This window comes from Nakamurella lactea DSM 19367, assembly GCF_000426645.1.
GTDB classification, from domain to species: domain Bacteria; phylum Actinomycetota; class Actinomycetes; order Mycobacteriales; family Nakamurellaceae; genus Nakamurella; species Nakamurella lactea.
Map to the genome: position 1 here is coordinate 46486 of NZ_KE384550.1, position 17525 is coordinate 64010.

Annotated in this window: 20 protein-coding genes; 9 read left to right on the plus strand and 11 right to left on the minus strand. The window is 70.4% G+C overall.

The window, feature by feature from the left end; translation table 11 throughout:
• Positions 1-4: 4 nt before the first annotated feature.
• The 3 genes from K340_RS0123860 (at position 5) to K340_RS0123870 (ending at position 4931) form a co-directional block, all read left to right on the plus strand.
• Positions 5-793, plus strand: coding sequence for an ABC transporter ATP-binding protein (locus K340_RS0123860; RefSeq protein ID WP_029138535.1), 789 nt, complete (start codon positions 5-7; stop codon positions 791-793).
• Positions 790-3288 (plus strand): ABC transporter permease, encoded by a 2499-nt coding sequence (locus K340_RS0123865; protein ID WP_084614881.1) that lies wholly within the window; start codon positions 790-792, stop codon positions 3286-3288. Before K340_RS0123860 ends, K340_RS0123865 begins: the two co-directional genes overlap by 4 nt.
• 320 nt (positions 3289-3608) lie before the next feature.
• Positions 3609-4931, plus strand: coding sequence for an MATE family efflux transporter (locus tag K340_RS0123870; protein ID WP_245599708.1), 1323 nt, complete (start codon positions 3609-3611; stop codon positions 4929-4931).
• Positions 4932-5028: 97 nt separating this feature from the next.
• Here K340_RS0123870 and K340_RS0123875 read toward each other — a convergent pair whose 3' ends face one another.
• From K340_RS0123875 to K340_RS0123890, 4 genes are all read right to left on the minus strand, one after another.
• Positions 5029-5310, minus strand: a complete 282-nt coding sequence (locus tag K340_RS0123875; RefSeq protein ID WP_029138538.1) for a DUF2277 domain-containing protein — start codon at positions 5308-5310, stop codon at positions 5029-5031.
• 125 nt (positions 5311-5435) lie between these two features.
• Complete coding sequence (locus tag K340_RS0123880; protein ID WP_029138539.1) at positions 5436-5969, minus strand: DinB family protein; 534 nt, start codon at positions 5967-5969, stop codon at positions 5436-5438.
• Positions 5860-6354: a helix-turn-helix domain-containing protein gene (locus K340_RS37640; RefSeq protein WP_407662256.1), complete on the minus strand. Its 495-nt coding sequence runs from the start codon at positions 6352-6354 to the stop codon at positions 5860-5862. The genes K340_RS0123880 and K340_RS37640 overlap by 110 nt, the downstream gene beginning before the upstream one ends.
• Positions 6355-6374: 20 nt before the next feature.
• Positions 6375-7673, minus strand: a complete 1299-nt coding sequence (locus K340_RS0123890; protein WP_029138540.1) for an adenylosuccinate synthase — start codon at positions 7671-7673, stop codon at positions 6375-6377.
• 63 nt (positions 7674-7736) lie between these two features.
• Between K340_RS0123890 and K340_RS0123895 the strand changes: the two genes are divergently transcribed.
• Positions 7737-8435, plus strand: coding sequence for a hypothetical protein (locus tag K340_RS0123895; protein ID WP_051267478.1), 699 nt, complete (start codon positions 7737-7739; stop codon positions 8433-8435).
• 113 nt (positions 8436-8548) lie between these two features.
• On the opposite strand, the gene K340_RS0123900 is transcribed toward K340_RS0123895, so the two are convergent.
• From K340_RS0123900 to K340_RS36150, 3 genes are read right to left on the minus strand one after another with little or no spacing between them, the layout of a single operon-like run.
• Entirely contained in the window at positions 8549-8953 is a 405-nt protein-coding gene (locus K340_RS0123900; protein ID WP_029138542.1) for a DUF3151 domain-containing protein, read from the minus strand.
• 26 nt (positions 8954-8979) lie between these two features.
• A complete protein-coding gene (locus K340_RS36145) occupies positions 8980-9264 on the minus strand; it encodes a WXG100 family type VII secretion target (RefSeq protein ID WP_029138543.1) in 285 nt (94 codons plus the stop codon).
• Positions 9264-9563 (minus strand): WXG100 family type VII secretion target, encoded by a 300-nt coding sequence (locus tag K340_RS36150; protein WP_029138544.1) that lies wholly within the window; start codon positions 9561-9563, stop codon positions 9264-9266. Before K340_RS36150 ends, K340_RS36145 begins: the two co-directional genes overlap by 1 nt.
• A 198-nt stretch (positions 9564-9761) precedes the next feature.
• Here K340_RS36150 and K340_RS0123915 point away from each other — a divergent pair, with 198 nt between their 5' ends.
• Together K340_RS0123915 and K340_RS0123920 are read left to right on the plus strand one after the other, a co-directional pair.
• Positions 9762-10601 carry an ATP-binding cassette domain-containing protein gene (locus tag K340_RS0123915; protein WP_029138545.1) on the plus strand — a complete coding sequence of 280 codons (840 nt, stop codon included), beginning with the start codon at positions 9762-9764 and terminating at the stop codon, positions 10599-10601.
• Entirely contained in the window at positions 10595-11242 is a 648-nt protein-coding gene (locus tag K340_RS0123920) for a hypothetical protein (RefSeq protein ID WP_029138546.1), read from the plus strand. Before K340_RS0123915 ends, K340_RS0123920 begins: the two co-directional genes overlap by 7 nt.
• A 93-nt stretch (positions 11243-11335) precedes the next feature.
• On the opposite strand, the gene K340_RS0123925 is transcribed toward K340_RS0123920, so the two are convergent.
• Positions 11336-12754: a M18 family aminopeptidase gene (locus K340_RS0123925; RefSeq protein WP_037366680.1), complete on the minus strand. Its 1419-nt coding sequence runs from the start codon at positions 12752-12754 to the stop codon at positions 11336-11338.
• A gap of 150 nt (positions 12755-12904) precedes the next feature.
• On the opposite strand from K340_RS0123925, the gene K340_RS0123930 reads away from it, so the two are divergent.
• The 3 genes from K340_RS0123930 to K340_RS32925 are packed head-to-tail and all read left to right on the plus strand — an operon-like array spanning position 12905 to position 14065.
• Positions 12905-13333 (plus strand): SRPBCC family protein, encoded by a 429-nt coding sequence (locus K340_RS0123930; protein ID WP_029138548.1) that lies wholly within the window; start codon positions 12905-12907, stop codon positions 13331-13333.
• Entirely contained in the window at positions 13326-13679 is a 354-nt protein-coding gene (locus tag K340_RS32920; RefSeq protein ID WP_051267480.1) for a metalloregulator ArsR/SmtB family transcription factor, read from the plus strand. Before K340_RS0123930 ends, K340_RS32920 begins: the two co-directional genes overlap by 8 nt.
• Entirely contained in the window at positions 13676-14065 is a 390-nt protein-coding gene (locus K340_RS32925) for a VOC family protein (RefSeq protein WP_037366594.1), read from the plus strand. The genes K340_RS32920 and K340_RS32925 overlap by 4 nt, the downstream gene beginning before the upstream one ends.
• A 57-nt stretch (positions 14066-14122) precedes the next feature.
• Here K340_RS32925 and K340_RS0123945 read toward each other — a convergent pair whose 3' ends face one another.
• The 3 genes from K340_RS0123945 to K340_RS0123955 form a co-directional block, all read right to left on the minus strand.
• Positions 14123-14527, minus strand: a complete 405-nt coding sequence (locus K340_RS0123945; protein ID WP_051267482.1) for a DUF5655 domain-containing protein — start codon at positions 14525-14527, stop codon at positions 14123-14125.
• Between the two features lie 121 nt (positions 14528-14648).
• A complete protein-coding gene (locus K340_RS0123950; protein ID WP_029138550.1) occupies positions 14649-16613 on the minus strand; it encodes an N-acetylmuramoyl-L-alanine amidase in 1965 nt (654 codons plus the stop codon).
• Positions 16614-16815: 202 nt separating this feature from the next.
• Positions 16816-17520, minus strand: a complete 705-nt coding sequence (locus K340_RS0123955) for a GNAT family N-acetyltransferase (protein WP_211229624.1) — start codon at positions 17518-17520, stop codon at positions 16816-16818.
• Positions 17521-17525: the final 5 nt, after the last annotated feature.

Genomic DNA, 17525 nt, shown 5'->3' on the forward strand with positions numbered 1-17525 from the left:
CTTCATGCCAGCGTCACCACCCAGCACCGCATCCCGCTCGTCCGGGCCGGCGACGTCAGCAGGGACCGCAGACCCGGTGCTGCGCACCGAATCACTGGTCAAGGTCTACGGCAGCGGCGACACCGCGGTGCGTGCGCTGGACGGCGTCGACGTGCGGTTCGACCGGGGCACGTTCACCGCGATCATGGGCCCGTCCGGATCCGGCAAGTCGACGTTGATGCACTGCGCCGCCGGTCTGGACGCCCCGACCAGCGGCCGGGTACTGCTCGGCGGCACCGACCTCACCAGCCTGAACGACCGGCAGCTGACGACCATCAGGCGCGACCGGGTCGGCTTCGTCTTCCAGTCGTTCAACCTGTTGCCGACCCTGACCGCGCGGCAGAACATCCTGCTGCCACTGGATCTGGCCGGCAGCGCGCCGACCGCCGAACACTTCTCCGCCCTGTGCGATGCACTGCGGATCAGCGATCGGCTCGACCACCGGCCGGCCGAATTGTCCGGCGGCCAACAGCAACGGGTGGCGGTGGCCAGGGCGTTGATCACCCGGCCGGACGTGGTGTTCGCCGACGAGCCGACCGGGGCACTCGACTCGCACAGCGGCGTCCGGTTGCTGGAGTTCCTGCGGGCCGGCGCCCGCGAACTCGGCCAGACGATCGTGATGGTGACGCACGACCCGATCGCCGCCGGCTACGCGGACCGGGTGGTACTGCTGGCCGATGGCCGGGTGGCCGGCGATCTCGTCGAGCCCACCCCGGACGACGTGCTCGCCGCGATCCGTCCGCTCGGGGCGTGACGGCCGTGCTGAGTCGTGCCTGGGCGCAGATCCGTTGCTATCCAAGGCGAGTGGTCGCCGTCGTGCTGGCCATCGTGCTCGGTGTCGGATTCACCGCCGCCGCCGTGGTGTTCAGCAGCACCACCTCGGCGGGTCTGGCCGCCACCATCAGCGGCAAGGCGCTGCGGGTCGACGTGATGATCTCCGGTCCCGACTCGATCGGGCCGGTGCTCGCCGCCACCCGGAAGGTCGAAGGGGTCCGGCTCGCCGAGCCGCTGTACGACAACAGTGCTCGCTACACCTCCGCGCAGGCGAAGGGCAGCGCGTCGCTCGCCTCGCTACCGGCCGAGCCGGCGTTGCGCTGGTTCGGCCTGTCCACCGGGAGCTGGCCGGCCGGGGCCGACCAGATCGTCATCGACGCCGGCACCGCGGAGCAGGCGAATCTGAAGGTCGGCAGCACCCTGACCCTGTCCGGCTGGGGAGCCGGGCCGGGGACACCGGTGACGGTCAGCGGCATCGCCGATGTCGCCAGCGCGCCGCTGACGGCCGGCAACGAGCAGTTCTTCGGCACCGCCGCGCTGTTCCGGGCCCTGCAGCTGACCGACTTCGGCTCGATCGCGGTGCTGGCCGACCCCGGAACGTCGGCCGGGGTGCTGCGGGACCGGTTGGCCGCAGCCCTGGCCGACCCGGCATCGGCCGCGGCGCTGGGATCCGGACAGCTCGTCACCGGCGCCGCGCTGGCGCACCAGCAGGTGCTGGCGATGACCGGCCATGCGGACGTGTTCGGCCTGCTGCTGTTGGGATTCGCGGCGATCGCGATGGTGGTGGCAGCGATGGTCATCGCCACCACCTTCAGCATCCTGCTCACCCAGCGACGCCGCGAACTGGCACTGCTGCGCTGCGTCGGCGCCTCCACCCGCCAGGTCCGGCGACAGGTGCTGCTGGAAGGGCTGCTGCTCGGCATCGGCGGATCGGCGATCGGCGTTGCGGTGGGCATCGGTATCGGCGCGCTGGCAGCCGGCATCGCCGGCACCGATGTGGGCGGGTTGAGCATCGACCCACCGCTGCTGACGGCGGCCTTCGGGATCGGGGTGCTGGTGACCCTGCTGGCCGCCGCCTGGCCAGCGGCCAGGGCGGTCCGGGTGCCGCCGCTGGCGGCGTTGCGGCCGGCCACCGGCGCACCGGAAGAGAGCGACGTGCGCGCCGTCAGCCGGATGCGCTGGATCTTCGGTGCGCTGCTGACGGCCTGCGGCGTGTTCGCCCTGGTCTACGGCGCCGGGGCCAGGACGGTGTCGATCGCCATCCTCGGCGCGACCGTCTCGGCACTCGGGATCCTGCTGCTGACCAGGTCGGTGCTGCCCGCGGTGCTGGGCCTGTTGTCGCCGCTGGCCGGCGTTGCCGGTGCGCCGGGTCGGATGGCGGCAGCGAACTCGCGACGCAACCCGGGACGGTCGGCCGCCACCAGTACGGCGCTGCTCATCGGGGTGGCGCTCATCGTCACCCTTCAGGTCGGTGCCGCCTCGGCGTCCGCCACCCTCGACAATGAATTGTCCGGACGCTACCCGGTGGACGTCGCGATCGCCGACAGTACCGGTAAACCGTTGCCACCCAACGTGATCGACGATGTTGCCGCCTCCGGGGTCGACCCGGCGCCGGTGTCCGGCGCGGCGGCGACGCTCGATCGGGAAACCCCGATGGGCTCGCGCGACGTGCTGGTGCTGGCGCCGTCGGCGGGTGCGCTGGCGGTGTCCAACACGCCGGTGTCGCTGACCGACGAGACGGTGATCGTTCCGTCCTGGTGGAGCGAGCACGACAGCGCGATGATGCCGGGATCGACGCTCACGGTGACCATCTCCGGCCGCTCGGCCACCTTCACCGTCGCCGCCGGCCACCTGGCCGACGCCGGCGGCGGAGCAGCGGTGGTGATCTCGCAGCGATCGCTGCAGCAGCTCACGCCGCGGGCGCCGACGGTCGCCCTGTGGGCCGCGCTGCCGGCGGCGGCGAACGCCGGCGAGGTGACGGCCGCGCTGCAGCGGGCGACCGCGAGCCATGCCGACATCGAGGTGACCGGCAGCGCGCTGGAACGAGCGTCCACCGAAAGCACGCTGGGCTCGCTGCTGACCCTGGCCACCGCCCTGTTGGCGGTGGCAGTGCTGATCGCGATCGTCGGGATCGGCAACACCCTGGGGCTGTCGGTGCTGGAGCGGAGCAGGGAGTCGGCGCTGTTGCGCGCCCTGGGGCTGCAGCGGCGGCAACTGCACGGCATGGTCGCCGTCGAGGCGGTGCTGCTGGCGGCGGTCGGCGCGGTGGCCGGCATCGTCCTCGGCGTCGGGTACGGCATCGCCGGCGCGCTGGCCACGGTCGGATCCGCCGGCCGGGCGACGGTGATCGCGCTGCCCTGGGGACAGCTCGGCATCGTGCTGGTGGTGGCGCTGGTCGCCGGGCTGCTGGCATCGGTGGTGCCGGCGGCCCGGGCTGCCAGGGTGCAGCCGGCGGTCGCGCTCGCCGAGGCCTGAGCCGGCGGACCGGTCGCCGGACACCGGTGTGATCCGGCTCGCGGTTTGCCGCCGGGTGTATCCGGGACCCGCCGTCACCGACTCTGTGCAGTGGGTTGGCCCGGGTGTCCGGATCAGTAATGGGGACCGTGCGCGGTCCTGATCTTCGTCGGGGAGATCAGGACCGCGCACATTTGCCGCTCTCCCCGTCCGGCGCCGCTCGCCCCGTCCGGCGCCGCTCGCCCCGTCCGGCGCCGCTCGCTCCGTCCGGCGCCGCCTGCTCCGCCGCGGGCGCCGTCCCGCGAGGCCGGGGTGCGGGCCGGTCTGGGAACATCACCGGAGTGACCGGCCCGTCGAACCTGAACCGCGAGATCGCCCGGCTGGCCGTCCCCGCGCTGGGTGCACTGCTGGCGGAGCCGCTGTTCCTGTTGGTGGACACCGCGATCGTCGGACACCTGGGAGTGGCGCAACTGGCCGGGGTCGGGGTCGGCGCCATCATCTTGACCACCGCGGTCGGCTTGTCAGTATTCCTGGCCTACGGCACCACTTCCCAGGTCGCCCGGCTGCTCGGCGCCGGCGACCTGCGCCGGGCGCTGACCCTGGGTATGGACGGCATCTACCTGGCGGTCGGCATCGGGCTGGTGCTCGGATTGCTCGGCCTGCCGACCGCCGGGCTGCTGGTCAGGGCATTGGGCGCCGACCCGGCCGCGGCGCAGTACGGCACCAGCTACCTGCTCTGGTCGCTGGCCGGGCTGCCCGCAATGCTGGTGGTGCTGGCCACCACCGGGGTGCTGCGTGGGTTGCAGGACACCAGCACGCCGCTGGTCGTCGCGGTGATCGGCGCGGTGCTCAACGTCGGGCTGAACCTGTTGCTGGTGTTGGGCTTTCACTGGGGGGTCGCGGGCAGCGCGATCGGCACCGCGATCACCCAGAATGCGATGGCGGTGGCCTTGGTGGTGGTGGTCGTTCGGCACGCCCGCCTTCATCGGGCGAGCCTGCGGCCCGATCCGCGGGGCATCGGCGGCGCGGGCACGGCCGGCGTGCCGCTGCTGATCCGGACCCTCGCGCTCCGGATCGGCATCCTGGTCACCACCTACGTCGCCGCGGGCAAGGGCCAGCAGGCGCTGGCCGGGCACCAGGTGGTCAGCACCGTCTGGAATTTCCTGGCGCTCGGGCTGGACGCGCTGGCGATCGCCGCTCAGGCGCTGACCGGCAAGGCGCTGGGCGAGGGTGACGCGCGGGCCGCCCGGCGGATCACCGACGCGATGGTGCGCTGGTCACTGGTCGCCGGGGCGGTGGTCGGGGTGCTGATCCTGCTGGTGCACCCGTTCGTCGGCCGAATGTTCACCCCGGATCCGGCGGTGCAGCACGCGATCGGACTCGGCCTGATCGTGGTGGCCATCGCCCAGCCGGTGGCCGGCTACGTGTTCCTGTTGGACGGCGTGCTGATCGGCGCGGGTGACGGCAAGTACCTGGCCTGGACCGGGATGGCCGCGGTGCTGGTGTACCTGCCGTTCGCGCTGATCGTCGGCGTCGCCGCACCGGACGGTGCGATCGGCCTGCTCTGGCTGTGGATCGCCTATACCGGCGTGTACCTGGTGGCCAGGGCGGTGTTCCAGGGGCTGCGGTACCGCGGCGACCGCTGGCTGGTCACCGGCGGCTGACGGCTGCGCGGCGAGCCGACCCTCCTCGGGACATCGGATACCTCTTCCACCCAGCACCGGCGGTGACGAAGTCGAAGGGGCCAGGGAGAAGTGTGCGTCAGCTGGCGGCGGTGGCCGGGAAGCGCTTGGCGCTGCGCGCCTTCGCCTTCGCCGCCTCGACCTCACGGTCCTTCGGCGGCGCGGTGGTGACCAGGTCTTCCAGCAGATGCCCGGTGATGTGGGCGATCTCGGCGACGGCGTGATCGAAGGCCTCGGCGTTGGCCGCCGACGGCTTGTTCATCCCGCTCACCTTGCGGACGAACTGCAGGGCGGCCGCCTGCACCTCGTCGTTGGTGGCGTGCGGCTCGAAGTTGTGCAGTGGGCGAATGTTCCGACACATGTCTCTACTGTGGCACGGTCCGGCGACCGCGTCACCCCCGTCGCCGGAACTCCCGGGGCCGCCGGAACTCCCGGGGGCGCCGGAACTCCCGGGGCCGGCGGAAGCCGGCACCGGCGGGCCACTCGTCAGCCCATGGTCTTCGCACCGTCGAGGGCCTCCCGGATGATGTCCGCATGCCCGGCGTGCTGCGCCGTCTCGGCGATGATGTGCAGCAGTGACCGGCGGGCCGAGCGACGGGCGCCCGGCTCGTACCAGGGTGCCTGCGGCAATGGGTGCGACAGGTCGAGATCGACCGTAGTGACCAGCTCGTCGGTGGCGGCCGCGACCCGGTCGTAGTCGGCAAGTACGCCGGACAGCGTCTCCTCCGGCAGCAGCCGGAACCCTGCCTCCCGGTCGGCGAAGTCCTCTGCCGTCATCTCGGAGAAATCCTTCTGCGTGGAGCCAGGGCCGTTCACGATGAAGTCCCTCCAGCTCGCCTCCACCTCGGCGACGTGCTTGACCAGACCACCGAGGGTCAGCTCGCTGACGGTGGTCCGCTGCCGGGCCTGCTCATCCGTCAGCCCGTTGGTGGTGAATTTCAGGAAGTGTCGGTGTACGGCCAAGGCCTCCAGCAGATCGGCACGTTCGCGGCTGAGACCGGCAGTCTGTTCGGTACTCATTCGAGGCTCCATCCGGTCGGTTGAACTGACGAGGACAACGGTAACCAGGCGGTCCGACACCGTGGTCGCACTGCAGGGGCCGGATCGACACGCGCCCGCGCGATGGACTGCTCGGCCGAGCCACGCAGGCGTGACTCTTCAGCGGAGGGTCGTCAGTCGCGCGCACGAGCGGCAGTCTGCGGAGCCCGCTGAGCAGGTCGTCGGCGATCCCGCGCGCAGCTTCTCCGTACCGCTCGACGGCAGCCTCCACCGTGGGTTTGCCCGCCTCGAGGTCGGCGACGAACGAGCGCGACACCCCGGCATGTCCGGCGAGCTCGGATTGGCTCCACCCGTGGCCCTCGCGCAGTTCGCGAACTGCAGCGGCCGCCTCTCTTACCGTCAGCATCGCACTCCTGTCGCGAGTGGTCAGCCTTGTTCTTCCAGGATGTCGTGCAGCACGATGGTCTGCTCCCGGCCGGGTCCGACACCGATCGCCGAGATCCGGGAGCCGGACAGCTCCTCGACCCGGCGGACGTAGGCCTGGGCGTTGGCCGGCAGCTCGTCGAAGTCGCGGCAACCGGTGATGTCCTCGAACCAACCCGGCAGGTATTCGTAGACCGGCTCGGCGTGGTGGAAATCGGTTTGGGTCAACGGCATCTCGTCCAGCTGCTCGCCGTCGACCCGGTAGCCGACACAGATCGGCACCTGCTCCAGCGAGCTCAGCACGTCGAGCTTGGTCAGGAAATAGTCGGTGATCCCGTTGACCCTGGTGGCATAGCGGGCGATCACCGCGTCGAACCAGCCGCAGCGCCGGTCGCGACCGGTGTTCACCCCGACCTCGCCGCCGGTCTTGCGCAGGTACTCGCCCCACTCGTCGTGCAGCTCGGTCGGGAACGGCCCGGAACCGACCCGGGTGGTGTAGGCCTTGAGGATGCCCATCACCGCCGTCAGCCGGGTGGCGCCGATACCGGCGCCGACCGCGGCGCCGCCGGAGGTCGGGTTGGACGAGGTGACGAACGGATAGGTGCCGTGGTCCACGTCCAGCAGGGTGCCCTGCGAGCCCTCCATCAGCACGTGCTCGCCACGGGAGATGGCCTGGTCCAACAGCAATCGGGTGTCGGCGATCCGGTGGGAGAACTGGGCGGCCTGTTCCAGCACATCGTCGAAGATCTTCCCCGGGTCGAGTGCCTTGCGGTTGTAGACCTTGACCAGGATCTGGTTCTTCAGCTCCAGCGCCGACTCGATCTTCTGCCGCAGGATCGACTCATCGAGCAGATCCTGGGCCCGCACGCCCATCCGGGCCACCTTGTCCTGGTAGGCGGGACCGATCCCACGGCCGGTGGTGCCGATCTTCGCCTTGCCGAGATAGCGCTCGGTGACCCGGTCGATCGCCACGTGGTAGGGCATCACCAGGTGCGCGTCGGCGGAGATCAGCAGGCCGCTGGTGTCCACCTCACGCTTCTCCAGTTCGCCGAGCTCCTCCAGCAGCGCGCCTGGATTGACGACCACGCCGTTGCCGATCACGTTGGTGATGCCCGGAGTCAGGATGCCGGACGGGATCAGCCGGATGGCGAACTTCTGCCCGTCCGGGAGCACCACGGTGTGCCCGGCGTTGTTGCCGCCCTGGTAGCGGACCACCCACTGCACCCGCTCGCCGTACAGATCGGTGGCCTTGCCCTTGCCCTCGTCGCCCCACTGGGCTCCGATCAGCACCATGACCGCCATGGCAGACTCCCTTCCTAGGTGTCGCAGACGCGTCGTTCGCGCTAGAAGGGTAGCCGTGCAGCCATGTCCTTGATCGACTCGGCCGCCCAGTTGACCGTGTTGTGCGCCAGGCCACCCGCCGCAGCGGACGCCGACCCGGTCCTGCGGGCGGTCCTCGATGCGCTGTCCGACGAGCGGATCCATCCGGTCGGGCCGCATCCCGGCGCGGAGATCGATCCATTGCTGTCGGGCCGGCTGCTGGTGATCGGGACTGACGAAGACCTGGCCGCCGTGGTGGCCAGGCTGGACCTTCGGCACCTGCTCGGATCGGTGATCGTGGCGTACGCGCCGCTGGGCCGGACACCGCTGGCCGAACTGTGGTCGCTGCCGATCGGCGCTTTGTCCGTCCGGCTGGCCCGCTTCGGTGACCCGGATCTGGTGCCGCTGTTGCGGTCGGACACCGGCGAGGTGTTGGTCGGCGAGGCCACCATCGGGCCGGTCCGTGGCCCGGTGGTGCTCGACGGTTTCCGAATGCTCAACGGGGCCGCCAGGGGCGTGGTGATCCAACCGGACCGGGACGAAGGCGTCAGCGTCACGGTGGTGCCCCGGCGGATCGGGATGTTCGGCCGACGGCCGACGTCCAGGCTCGGCGCGCAGGTGCGGGTCGAGACCGCGGCGGCCACCCTGGTCACCGACGGCTACGAGCACCCCGAGCAGGTCGAGCGTTGTTCCTACTCGCGGCACCCGCAGCCGCTGCGGCTGGTGCGCGGCGTCGTTGAATAGCGTGTCGCGGTGTAGTGGTGTAGCGACACGGTGGAGCAGCAGCACGGTGGAGCAGCAGCACGGTGGAGCAGCAGCACGGTGGAGCAGCAGCAGGGTGGAGCAGCGGGCCGTGGCTACGGCAGCAATTCGGCCGGGATCTGCGGGTCGGCGTCCAGCAGGAACGCCCTGACCCTGGCGACCTCGTCGGACTCTCCGAACTCGCTGGCGGCCTGGCCCAGTGCGGCCAGCGATCGAAGGAACCCGCGGTTCGGCTCGTGTGCGTACGGCACCGGCCCGGCGCCCTTCCACCCGTTGCGCCGCAACAGATCCAGTCCGCGGTGATAGCCGACCCGGGCGTACGCGTAGCCGGCCACGTCATCGCCGGCGTCCAGCGCCGTCTCGGCGAGCACGGCCCAGGCAAGGCTGGACGTGGGGTTGCGGCGGGCCAGCGACTCGGCCGATTCGCCGGCGGCCAGCGCAGCGGCAACCGGGTCTTCGGGCAGCAGAACGGGATCGGGGCCGAGCAGGTTGTGCGTCATCCCCCTATCCTGCCCGGCCCCGGCCGTCAGGTGAACTGGGCCGCCAGCGCCGCGTCCACCGAGCGGTAGTGCTCCCCCGCCTCCTTGACCAGTGCGGCCAAACCCTGCAGCGCCACCTGCCGGTCCTGGGCAGCTGCGGACCAACGCTGCTTGAGCGCCAGGAACGCCCGCAGCGCCTCGGCGCTCATGTCGGATGTGCCGCCGACCACCGTCTCGAGTTCGGCCAGATGACCCTCGATCCGGCTCCAGGTGGCGACCAAACCGTCGTGGCCGGCGGCGAGCGCGCCGTAGTCCACCGAGATGGTGGCCATCAGGCACCTGCCGGGATGCCGGCGGCGAGGGTGGACTCCGCCTGGTCGAACTGGCGGCCGGTATTGGTCAGCGAAGCACCGTGGCTGACCAGCGCGTTCTTGATCAACGTCGCCTGGTCCAGATGTCCTTGCATCGCCGCCGCGAACCGCGGCGCCGCCTGGGTGGACTGCCAGCCGGCCCGGATCTGATCGAGCATCTCCGTCATCGCGGTGATCTCTGTGGCCAGCGAGTCGGCAACGCCGCTCACCCCGCCGCCGGCGGCGGTGATGCGCTCCGACGAAATCGAGAACCCTTCCATGGTTTCCCCTCGGTTGTTGGACTTCTCGTTCGGTTCGGATGCCAGTCGGCATCCGCCCCCATGCTGGAGCAGCAGCGCGGCCGACGTCGGCGCCGGCGGCGAAGCTGTGGACAACTTGTGCCGTGTGGACAACTGCTGCGCTGGAGCTGCGGGCGGGTGCCCCTGATCGGGGCGGAGCACTGGGTAGCGTCGTTCCCTGTGAGCAGCGTTGTCCGGTTGGCGGGCGTGACCAAGCGGTACGGCCGGCAGCCGCCGGTACTCCGGTCGATCGATCTGGCGGCCGCTCCCGGCCAGATCCTGGGCATCGTCGGCGCGAACGGCTCGGGAAAGTCCACCCTGCTCCGTCTCCTGGCCGGGCTGAGCCGACCGTCCGACGGCCGGGTGATCGGGTCTCCCACCGTCGGTTACCTGCCCGATAGGTTCCCGGCAGCGCAGCGGCTGAGCGGCCGGGCCTACCTGCGGCACATGGCCAGGATCGGTGGGCTGACGGACCTGTCGGGCGTGGAACGGCTGGTCGAACGGTTGGATCTCGTCGGCGGTCCGGACACGCCGATGCGGCGGCTGTCGAAGGGCAACGCGCAGAAGATCGGCCTGGCGCAGGCAGTTCTCGGTGATCCGCAGTTGCTGGTGCTCGACGAGCCTTGGTCGGGCCTGGACGTGGCGGCACACGGGGTGCTGGACGAGCTGATCACCCAGACCCGGGCTCGCGGCGCCGCCGTGGTGTTCGCCGACCACCGCCGGGATCTCGTCGCACGGGTGGCTGATCGGGTGGTCGAGGCGGCCGACGGGACGCTCCGGGAAGTCGAGCTCCCGGGTCGGACGCCGGGTGTCGACGAGGCCGGCCGGGTCGCCACCGGCCCGATCCGGATCGAGCTGGCAGGCGGCGATGTCGCCGGGCTGGCGTCGGTGGCCGGTGTGATCCGGGTCGAGCGCGACGGCGGCGTCACCGTGCTGGCCGTCGCGCCGGCGCATTCCGATGCGGTGCTGGCAATCGCGCTCGACCGCGGCTGTTCGGTCCGGGGAGTGCGGCAATGGTAGCGATGATCCGCTATCGGCTCGCGCTGCTCGGGCACTCGCAGCGCTACCTGCCGCCGGTGTTGCTGTACCTCGCCGTCTTGGCCACCCAGTACACCGAGCCGCTGTCGCCGCTACCGCCGGAGTACGCGATCAGCGCCGGCACGATGACCGTGCTGGCCTGCTGGCTGACGATCACCACGGTGGCCGTCGAGAGCCCCGCCCAGCGGCTGATCACCCTCAGCCATGCCCGCCGGCCGGCGCGGGTTCCGGCCGGCATCGTCGTCGCCGTGCTGCTGTGTTGCCTGGCGCTCACCGCGGTCTCGCTCTGCTGGTCCCTGGTCGTCCATTCCGGCGGCGCGGCAACGGATGTGACGATCGGCGCCTTGGTACACCTGGCGGCTGCGCTGGCCGGGATCGCGATCGGACTGCCCTGTTCGGCGCTGCTGATCGACCGGCTGGGCTGGACCGTCATCGCGGCGGTGGCGGGTCTGCTGGTGCTGATCATGGTGCCCTGGGTGCCGGTACTGAACCCGGTCCTGCGGGCGCTGTCGGGTATCACCGCGCCCGGTCCGGGCATCGCGGTGCTGAGCCTGGCCGGCGCCCTCGTGCTCTTCGGGCTCAGCTGGGTGGCCGTCCTGGTCCTGGAGCAGCGACGCCGCTGAGCCGCTCGCCTGCCCGGCCGCTCGCCTGCCCGGCCGCTCGCCTGCCCGGCCGCTCGCCTGCCCGGCCGCTCGCCTGCCCGGCCGCTCGCCGGATCAGGCCGGCGCAAGGAAGGCGGCCAGCGCCGCCGAATACATCGGCTGGTCGTGCGCGCCGGCCACCTCCCGGGCGGAGTGCATGGACAGCATCGGGGCACCGAAATCGACCGTGGTGGCGCCGGTCAAGGACGCGGTGACCGGCCCGACGGTGGACCCGCACGGCATGTCCGAGCGCACGACGAACTGCTGCATCGGCACTCCCGCCTGCTCGCAGGCCAACACGAACGCGGCCGCACCGACCGAATCGGTGGCGTAGCGCAGCTTGTTGTTGATCTTGAGCACGGGACCGCCGTTGATCGCGATCTGGTGCTGCGGCTCATGCCGTTCCGGGTAGTTCGGGTGGACGGCGTGCGCCATATCGCCGGAGGCCACGATCGAGCTCGCCATCACGCGCAGGAAGTCCTCCCGGTCGCCGCCGGCGGCCAGCACGATCCGCTCGAGTACGGTCGGCAGCAGGGTGGAGGCGGCGCCGCGCTCGGAGACGCTGCCGACCTCCTCGTGGTCGAACAGCGCTATCACTCTGGTCACGCCGGAATCGCCTGCCGCGGAACCGCTTCCGGTAGACGCGGCAATATCGTCAGCGGCGAGCAGCGCCCGGACGGCCGCGAACGAGGTGGCCAGATTGTCCAGCCGGCCGGACGCGATCAGCTCGCCGGCCCGGCCGATCCGGCGGGCCGGGGTGAGCTCGACGGTCATCAGGTCCCAGCCCAGGATGTCCGCGGCATCGGCGCCGAGCTTTTCGGCGAGGTAGCCGCGGAAGTCGCCCGGCTCGGTGCCGATCCCCCAGTGCGGAGCCAGGTGCGACTGGTGGTTGAGCCGGAGCCCCTCACTGTTGACGTCGCGATCCAGGTGAATGGCCAACTGGGAGACCCGCAGGATCGGGTCGGTGACGTGCAGCAGCTCGGAACGGACGCGGCCGGCCGGATCGCGACCTGCCGCATCACGCAGGGTCACCCGGCCGGCCAAGCCGAGGTCGCGGTCCAGCCAGGAGTTCACCAGCGGGCCGCCGTAGGTCTCCACCCCGAGCAGCTGCCAGCCGGCCCGGGACAGGTCCGGCTGCGGCTTGATCCGCAGGTTCGGGCTGTCGGTGTGCGCGCCGACGATGCGGAAGTTCGTCATCCCGGAGCGGGATGCCGACGAGGCGGATGTCGACGAGCCGGATTCCACGGCGGTCGAGTTCCAGGCGATCAACGAGCCGCCGCGGATCAGGTAGTACCGGCCCGGTTCGGCCGGGAATCGCGCCGAGTCGGCCACCTCGGTATAGCCGGCGTCGGCGAGCAGTGCGGCCGCCTGCCGGCAGGCATGGAACGGCGTGGGTGACGCATCGAGGTAGCTGCAGAGTGCATCGACGGTCTGGTCGGTGGTGGCTTCGGCGTCGGGGCTGACGATGCTGGCAGTGCTCTCCGGGGTGGCCATGACCACCCACCTTTCCATCTTCCGGCAGCGGTGACCCGATCGGGCCTCGATCTTCGGATTCATCCAGGTCGACCTGCGCTTTCATCAGGATTGAGGCCGGATCGGGTCACCGGCCCCGGCAAACGCATTACCAGTTGGTAAGGTGTTCGGATGCCACAGGTCACCCGAACGATCGAGATCGCCGCTCGGCCCGCCGCCGTCTGGGACTGGTTCAGCAGCGCCGAGAGGCTGCGGCGTTGGTTGGCCCCAGACCTCGAGATCGACGTGCGCGTCGGCGGCCGCTACCGGATGCGGGCCGCCGAGGACGCGGGCTGGATCGTCGGGGCCGTCCTGGAGATGGTCCCGGAACAGCTGCTGGCGTTGTCCTGGATGGAGGAGGATGCCGGCTGGATTCATCCGGCCCGGCTGACGATCACCCTGAAACCGGTGCCGGCCGGCACCGAGGTGTCGTTGACCCATGACGGTTTCGCCGGCATCGGAAAGTCCGGCTGGGAAAGGATTGTGCAGGCGTACGAGCATGGCGTCGATGCACACGACCTACTGGGCAAGCTGGCCTCGGTCGCCGGCCGACATGGCTAGCCAGGAGGATCCGTTCAGGGCGATCGCCGACCCGACCCGCCGCCGCATCCTCGACCTGCTCGCCGAGCACGGCACCCTCTCGGTCGGCCGGCTGGCCGACGAATTTCCCGACCTCGTCTCCTCGGGCATTTCCAAACACCTGATGGTGCTGCGGGCCGCTGACCTTGTGGTGGCCGACCGGAGTGGGCGACATCAGCTGTACATGATCAACGCGAGCGGGATCAGGCAGGCATTCGGCCCGTGGGTCACGCGCTACGAGGCCTATTGGACCGACGCACTCGGGCGACTGAAAGCGCTCGCCGAAACCACCTTGCCCACACCACTCGAAGGGAACGAAGCAGAATGATCTTCACGGACCCGCAGGTGATCCTCTTCGTCGCCGACTGCGAGCGGGCGGCCCGCCTCTACCAGGGCTTCGGCTTCCGCGAGACGTTCCGGACGTCGGCCGATTCGCCGGTCAAGATCGAACTCGTGCTGGGCGGGTTCGGTCTCGGGTTGGCGCTGCCCGGACCGGCCGCTGCCAGCCACGGGATCAGCCCGGTCGCCGCCGGACACCGCGCCTGCATCACGCTGTGGACCGACGACGTCGACGCGGCGTACCGAATGGCGCTCGATACCGCCGGCGCCGCGGACATCCTCGGCCCACACCCGTTTCTCGACGGTCGACTGCGAGTCGCGGTCGTCGAGGACCTCGACGGCCATCCGATCCAGCTGGTCCAGCAGGTGGCGTAGCGGGGTTGTCCCGCCGACCCCAACGGGACAACCCTGCTACGCCTGCCGGTGGTCAGCTCAGCGAGTCAGATGCGCTCCGGCGCCGACCGCGTAGGCCTCCGCCAGCCAGCCGGCGAAGGTGTCGTCCAGCTGATCGAGGGACTCGACGCGGAAATGGTGCACGAACAATCGGTGGGTGTACGCGGAGACATTGCTGATTCTCGGGTCACTGATCTGCCGCTGCACATCGAAATAGCCGCTCAGCACATCGCCTTTCGGCTTGGCCCCGGCGAAGCCGCGCCGGTCACCCTTCAGCGTGATGGTCGTCTTCGACACCGCGTAGCGGATCGGGCCGTTGCGCTCGATGAGCTCGATGAATCGCCGGTAGAGCGCGACCCCGTTCTCGCTCCCAGCAGCCAGGTGCCTCGGCACAGTCCAGACGTCGGCGGCGGGTCCGTCGGCGGGGATGGAGTTGTTCGTCATTCCCGAAGTATCGACTCGGGGTCCGACACTGGTGACCCGATCGGGCCCCAACTTTCCGATCCGTGCAGGTCGACCTGCGGGTTCGGAAAAGTTGAGGCCCGATCGGGTCACTCCTGGTAGGTCAGCGCGACACCTTGACGTCGGCGGCCCTGACGAACATCACCCGATGGGCGAGCGCGATCTGCAGGTAGATGTCATGGCCGCGAACGTCGGTCCGGTCGCCCGGCGCGCTGCCGTCGAAGCTCACCGCCCGGTAGTAGTCCGTCACCACATGGGCATCGGTGAGCGCATACGACTGGCCGGGCTTGATCGTGTACTCGATCGGGACCACCGCCTGCGGGGTGATGGTCGACGGATAGGCGCTCGCCTCCGGGTAGGCCCGCCCGTAGACCGCGGCGCCGGCGGCGCCCGGCTTCACGGTGACGGTGGCCGACCGGGTCTTGACCAGCACCGGACGCGAACTCGGGTTGTGCAGCCAGGCGAACTCGCCGGCCCACGAGACCTTCACCCAGTCGCCTTGCACCCCGGCGACCACCAGCAGGTTGCCGGCCTGGGCCCTCGCGCTCACGTCATTGACCCTGACCGTCCCGGCATGGTCGCCGCTCGGATGGGTGCCGATGTCGGTGGCCAACGGCGAGTCATCGCTCGGCGCCTGGTGCAGCGCGACGAAGTTGGTCGGCGCGTCGGCCTGGCAGTCGCCGGAACCCGGCGATTGCTGCTCGCACTGGGTGATGGTGTGCGTATTGCCGGCGTAGCCGGGCCGGACGGTCACCACGTCACCGGCTGCCACATCGGTGGTAGCCCGAGCATGGGCACCGTGCCCGCCGATCGGGGCGCCGAGCAGGTCGAAGTAGTGCTCCCAGTCCCAGTACGGGCCCGGATCCCAGTGCACGCTCTGGGTGTAGCCGGGCAGGATGCCGGGAACCTGGTCGTGACCGATGATGTGCTGCGGATCCAGCGGGATGTCGTACTTGTGGGCCAGGTACTTCACCAGCTTCGCCGACTTCTGATACATCACCTCGGTGAACCAGCCGCCGTTGCCGGCCTTGCCCTCGTGTTCGACGCCGATCGAGTGCATGTTGATGTACCAGTTGCCCGCGTGCCAGCCGACGTCCTTGGCGTTCAGGTGCTGGGCGATGTGCCCGTCGCTGGACCGGATCGTGTAGTTCCAGGCGAGATAGGTCGGATCCTGCGCCAGGTTCACTGAACCCTGGTAGCCGCCCTCGGTGTCGTGGATGACGATGTACTTCAGCGCCGGTCCGCCGCTGCCGGTCCGATCGGCGATGTCGTGGTTGCCGTAATTCCCGGTGCCGTCCGGGTCGTTCGGATCAATCTTTTGGTAGGGCGAGGGCAGCCATTCGCAGTGCAGCACCCCCGGGCAGTCGACCCTGGACTGGTCCGAGGCGACGGACGGGATCGTCACGTCGGGCTGCGCGCTCAGCGTGACGCGCTCGCCGTCAGCCGTGACGCGGCTCTGGCCGGCCTGCAGGTTGCTGAAGACCTGCGCGGCGAACTCCTGGCCGGAGGCGGCGTCCTCGGCGCCGACGGCGCCGTAGCGGCCGACGGCCGCCGTCCAGCTGTTCACATCGGCGGCCGGACCGGCCGATGCGTCCCGGTACGAGGCGAGCACTGCCGCGCCGGCACAGACGTTGGCCGCCGGGTCGCTCTTGATCGTCGCCAGGCTCAGCCCGGTCAGCTTGGCACCGACCCGCGCGGTCTGCGTCGACTGCGCGATCCGCTCGGTGCCGTCACCCTTGCCGGCCCCGTCCGGAGCCGGCAGGTCGATCAGGTTCATCGGGCCGTAGCCGCCGTCGGCGCTAGCCTGCCCGTCGTGACTGTCCCAGCGGGATTCGCTGTAGGACAACGCCTTCAGCACCGTCACCGGCACCCCGGCGGCGGTCGCCGCCCGGTCGAAGGCGGCATCGAGGCCGACGCCCGGGTCGGCGGTCCACCCGCAGTCGACGGCGGCTCCGGGCGAGCCCGACGGTGGCGCCGCGCTCGCCGGCGCGGACTGGGTGAAGGCGGTGATCAGGCCGGCCGTCGCGACGACGGCGAGGGTGGCGGTGGCACGAGATCGGACGGTCATGGACGAGCCTCTCTGAACAGAGATACGCGAGACACGGTGTGACACTGAGAAGAGATCGAGCGTGGCATATTTTTCCGGCGGCGAACATACCTGCGGAAGAAATTTCCGCCATCCGGACGTAGCCGGGCCGTCCCGGTCACTGTCCGTCAACGACCGGAGTGACGCAGCGACGATCGTCGGGCGATCGCGGACACCGAGATGGTCAGCGAGCGCTGTCCGGACCCGATGCGGGATCCAGCCCGATCGCGGCCCGGAACGCGGGCAGCCCGTCGACCTCGATCGGATCCGGCCCGCGAACCAGCTGCGGCGGGCGCAACACCAGGTGTCGGTTGAGCGCCAACTCACCGGGGCGGCGCTGCATCCGAACGACGCCGTTCTCGGTGTACCCGACCTTGCGGCTGACCGCCAGCGATGCCGGGTTGTCCAGGAACGCACCCGAGGTCAGCTCGGTGGCCTCCAGGTGGTCGAAGGCGAAGGCGCAGATCGCCTGCCGCATAGCGGTTCCGATGCCCCGGCCCTGGAAACGCCGACCGAGCCATGACCCGGTCTCGCCGGTCCTGGTCACCAGGAAGTTGCTGGTCTCGATGCCCTGGGTACCGACCAGCTCACCGTCGCGCCAGACGCCCAGCTGCAACGACCAGGCGGCAGGAGTGAACCCGGCCCGGACCCGCCAGTGGTACTGCACGGTGTTGCGGGCCAGCTCCCCGGCCGGGGCGTCGGTCCACGGGAAAGCGAACGGCATCTGCTCGGCCGGGTGGATGCCCTCCTCGGCCAGATCGCACAGGGCCGCGAGGTCGTCGTCGGTGATGGCGCGCAGCGTCAGCGGTCCGGCCGTGATGATCAGGCCGAGCATCGGGAAGATGTCGGCCAGCGTTCGGGCAGTGGAACGGTCTTTCGCGGTCGTCACCGGTG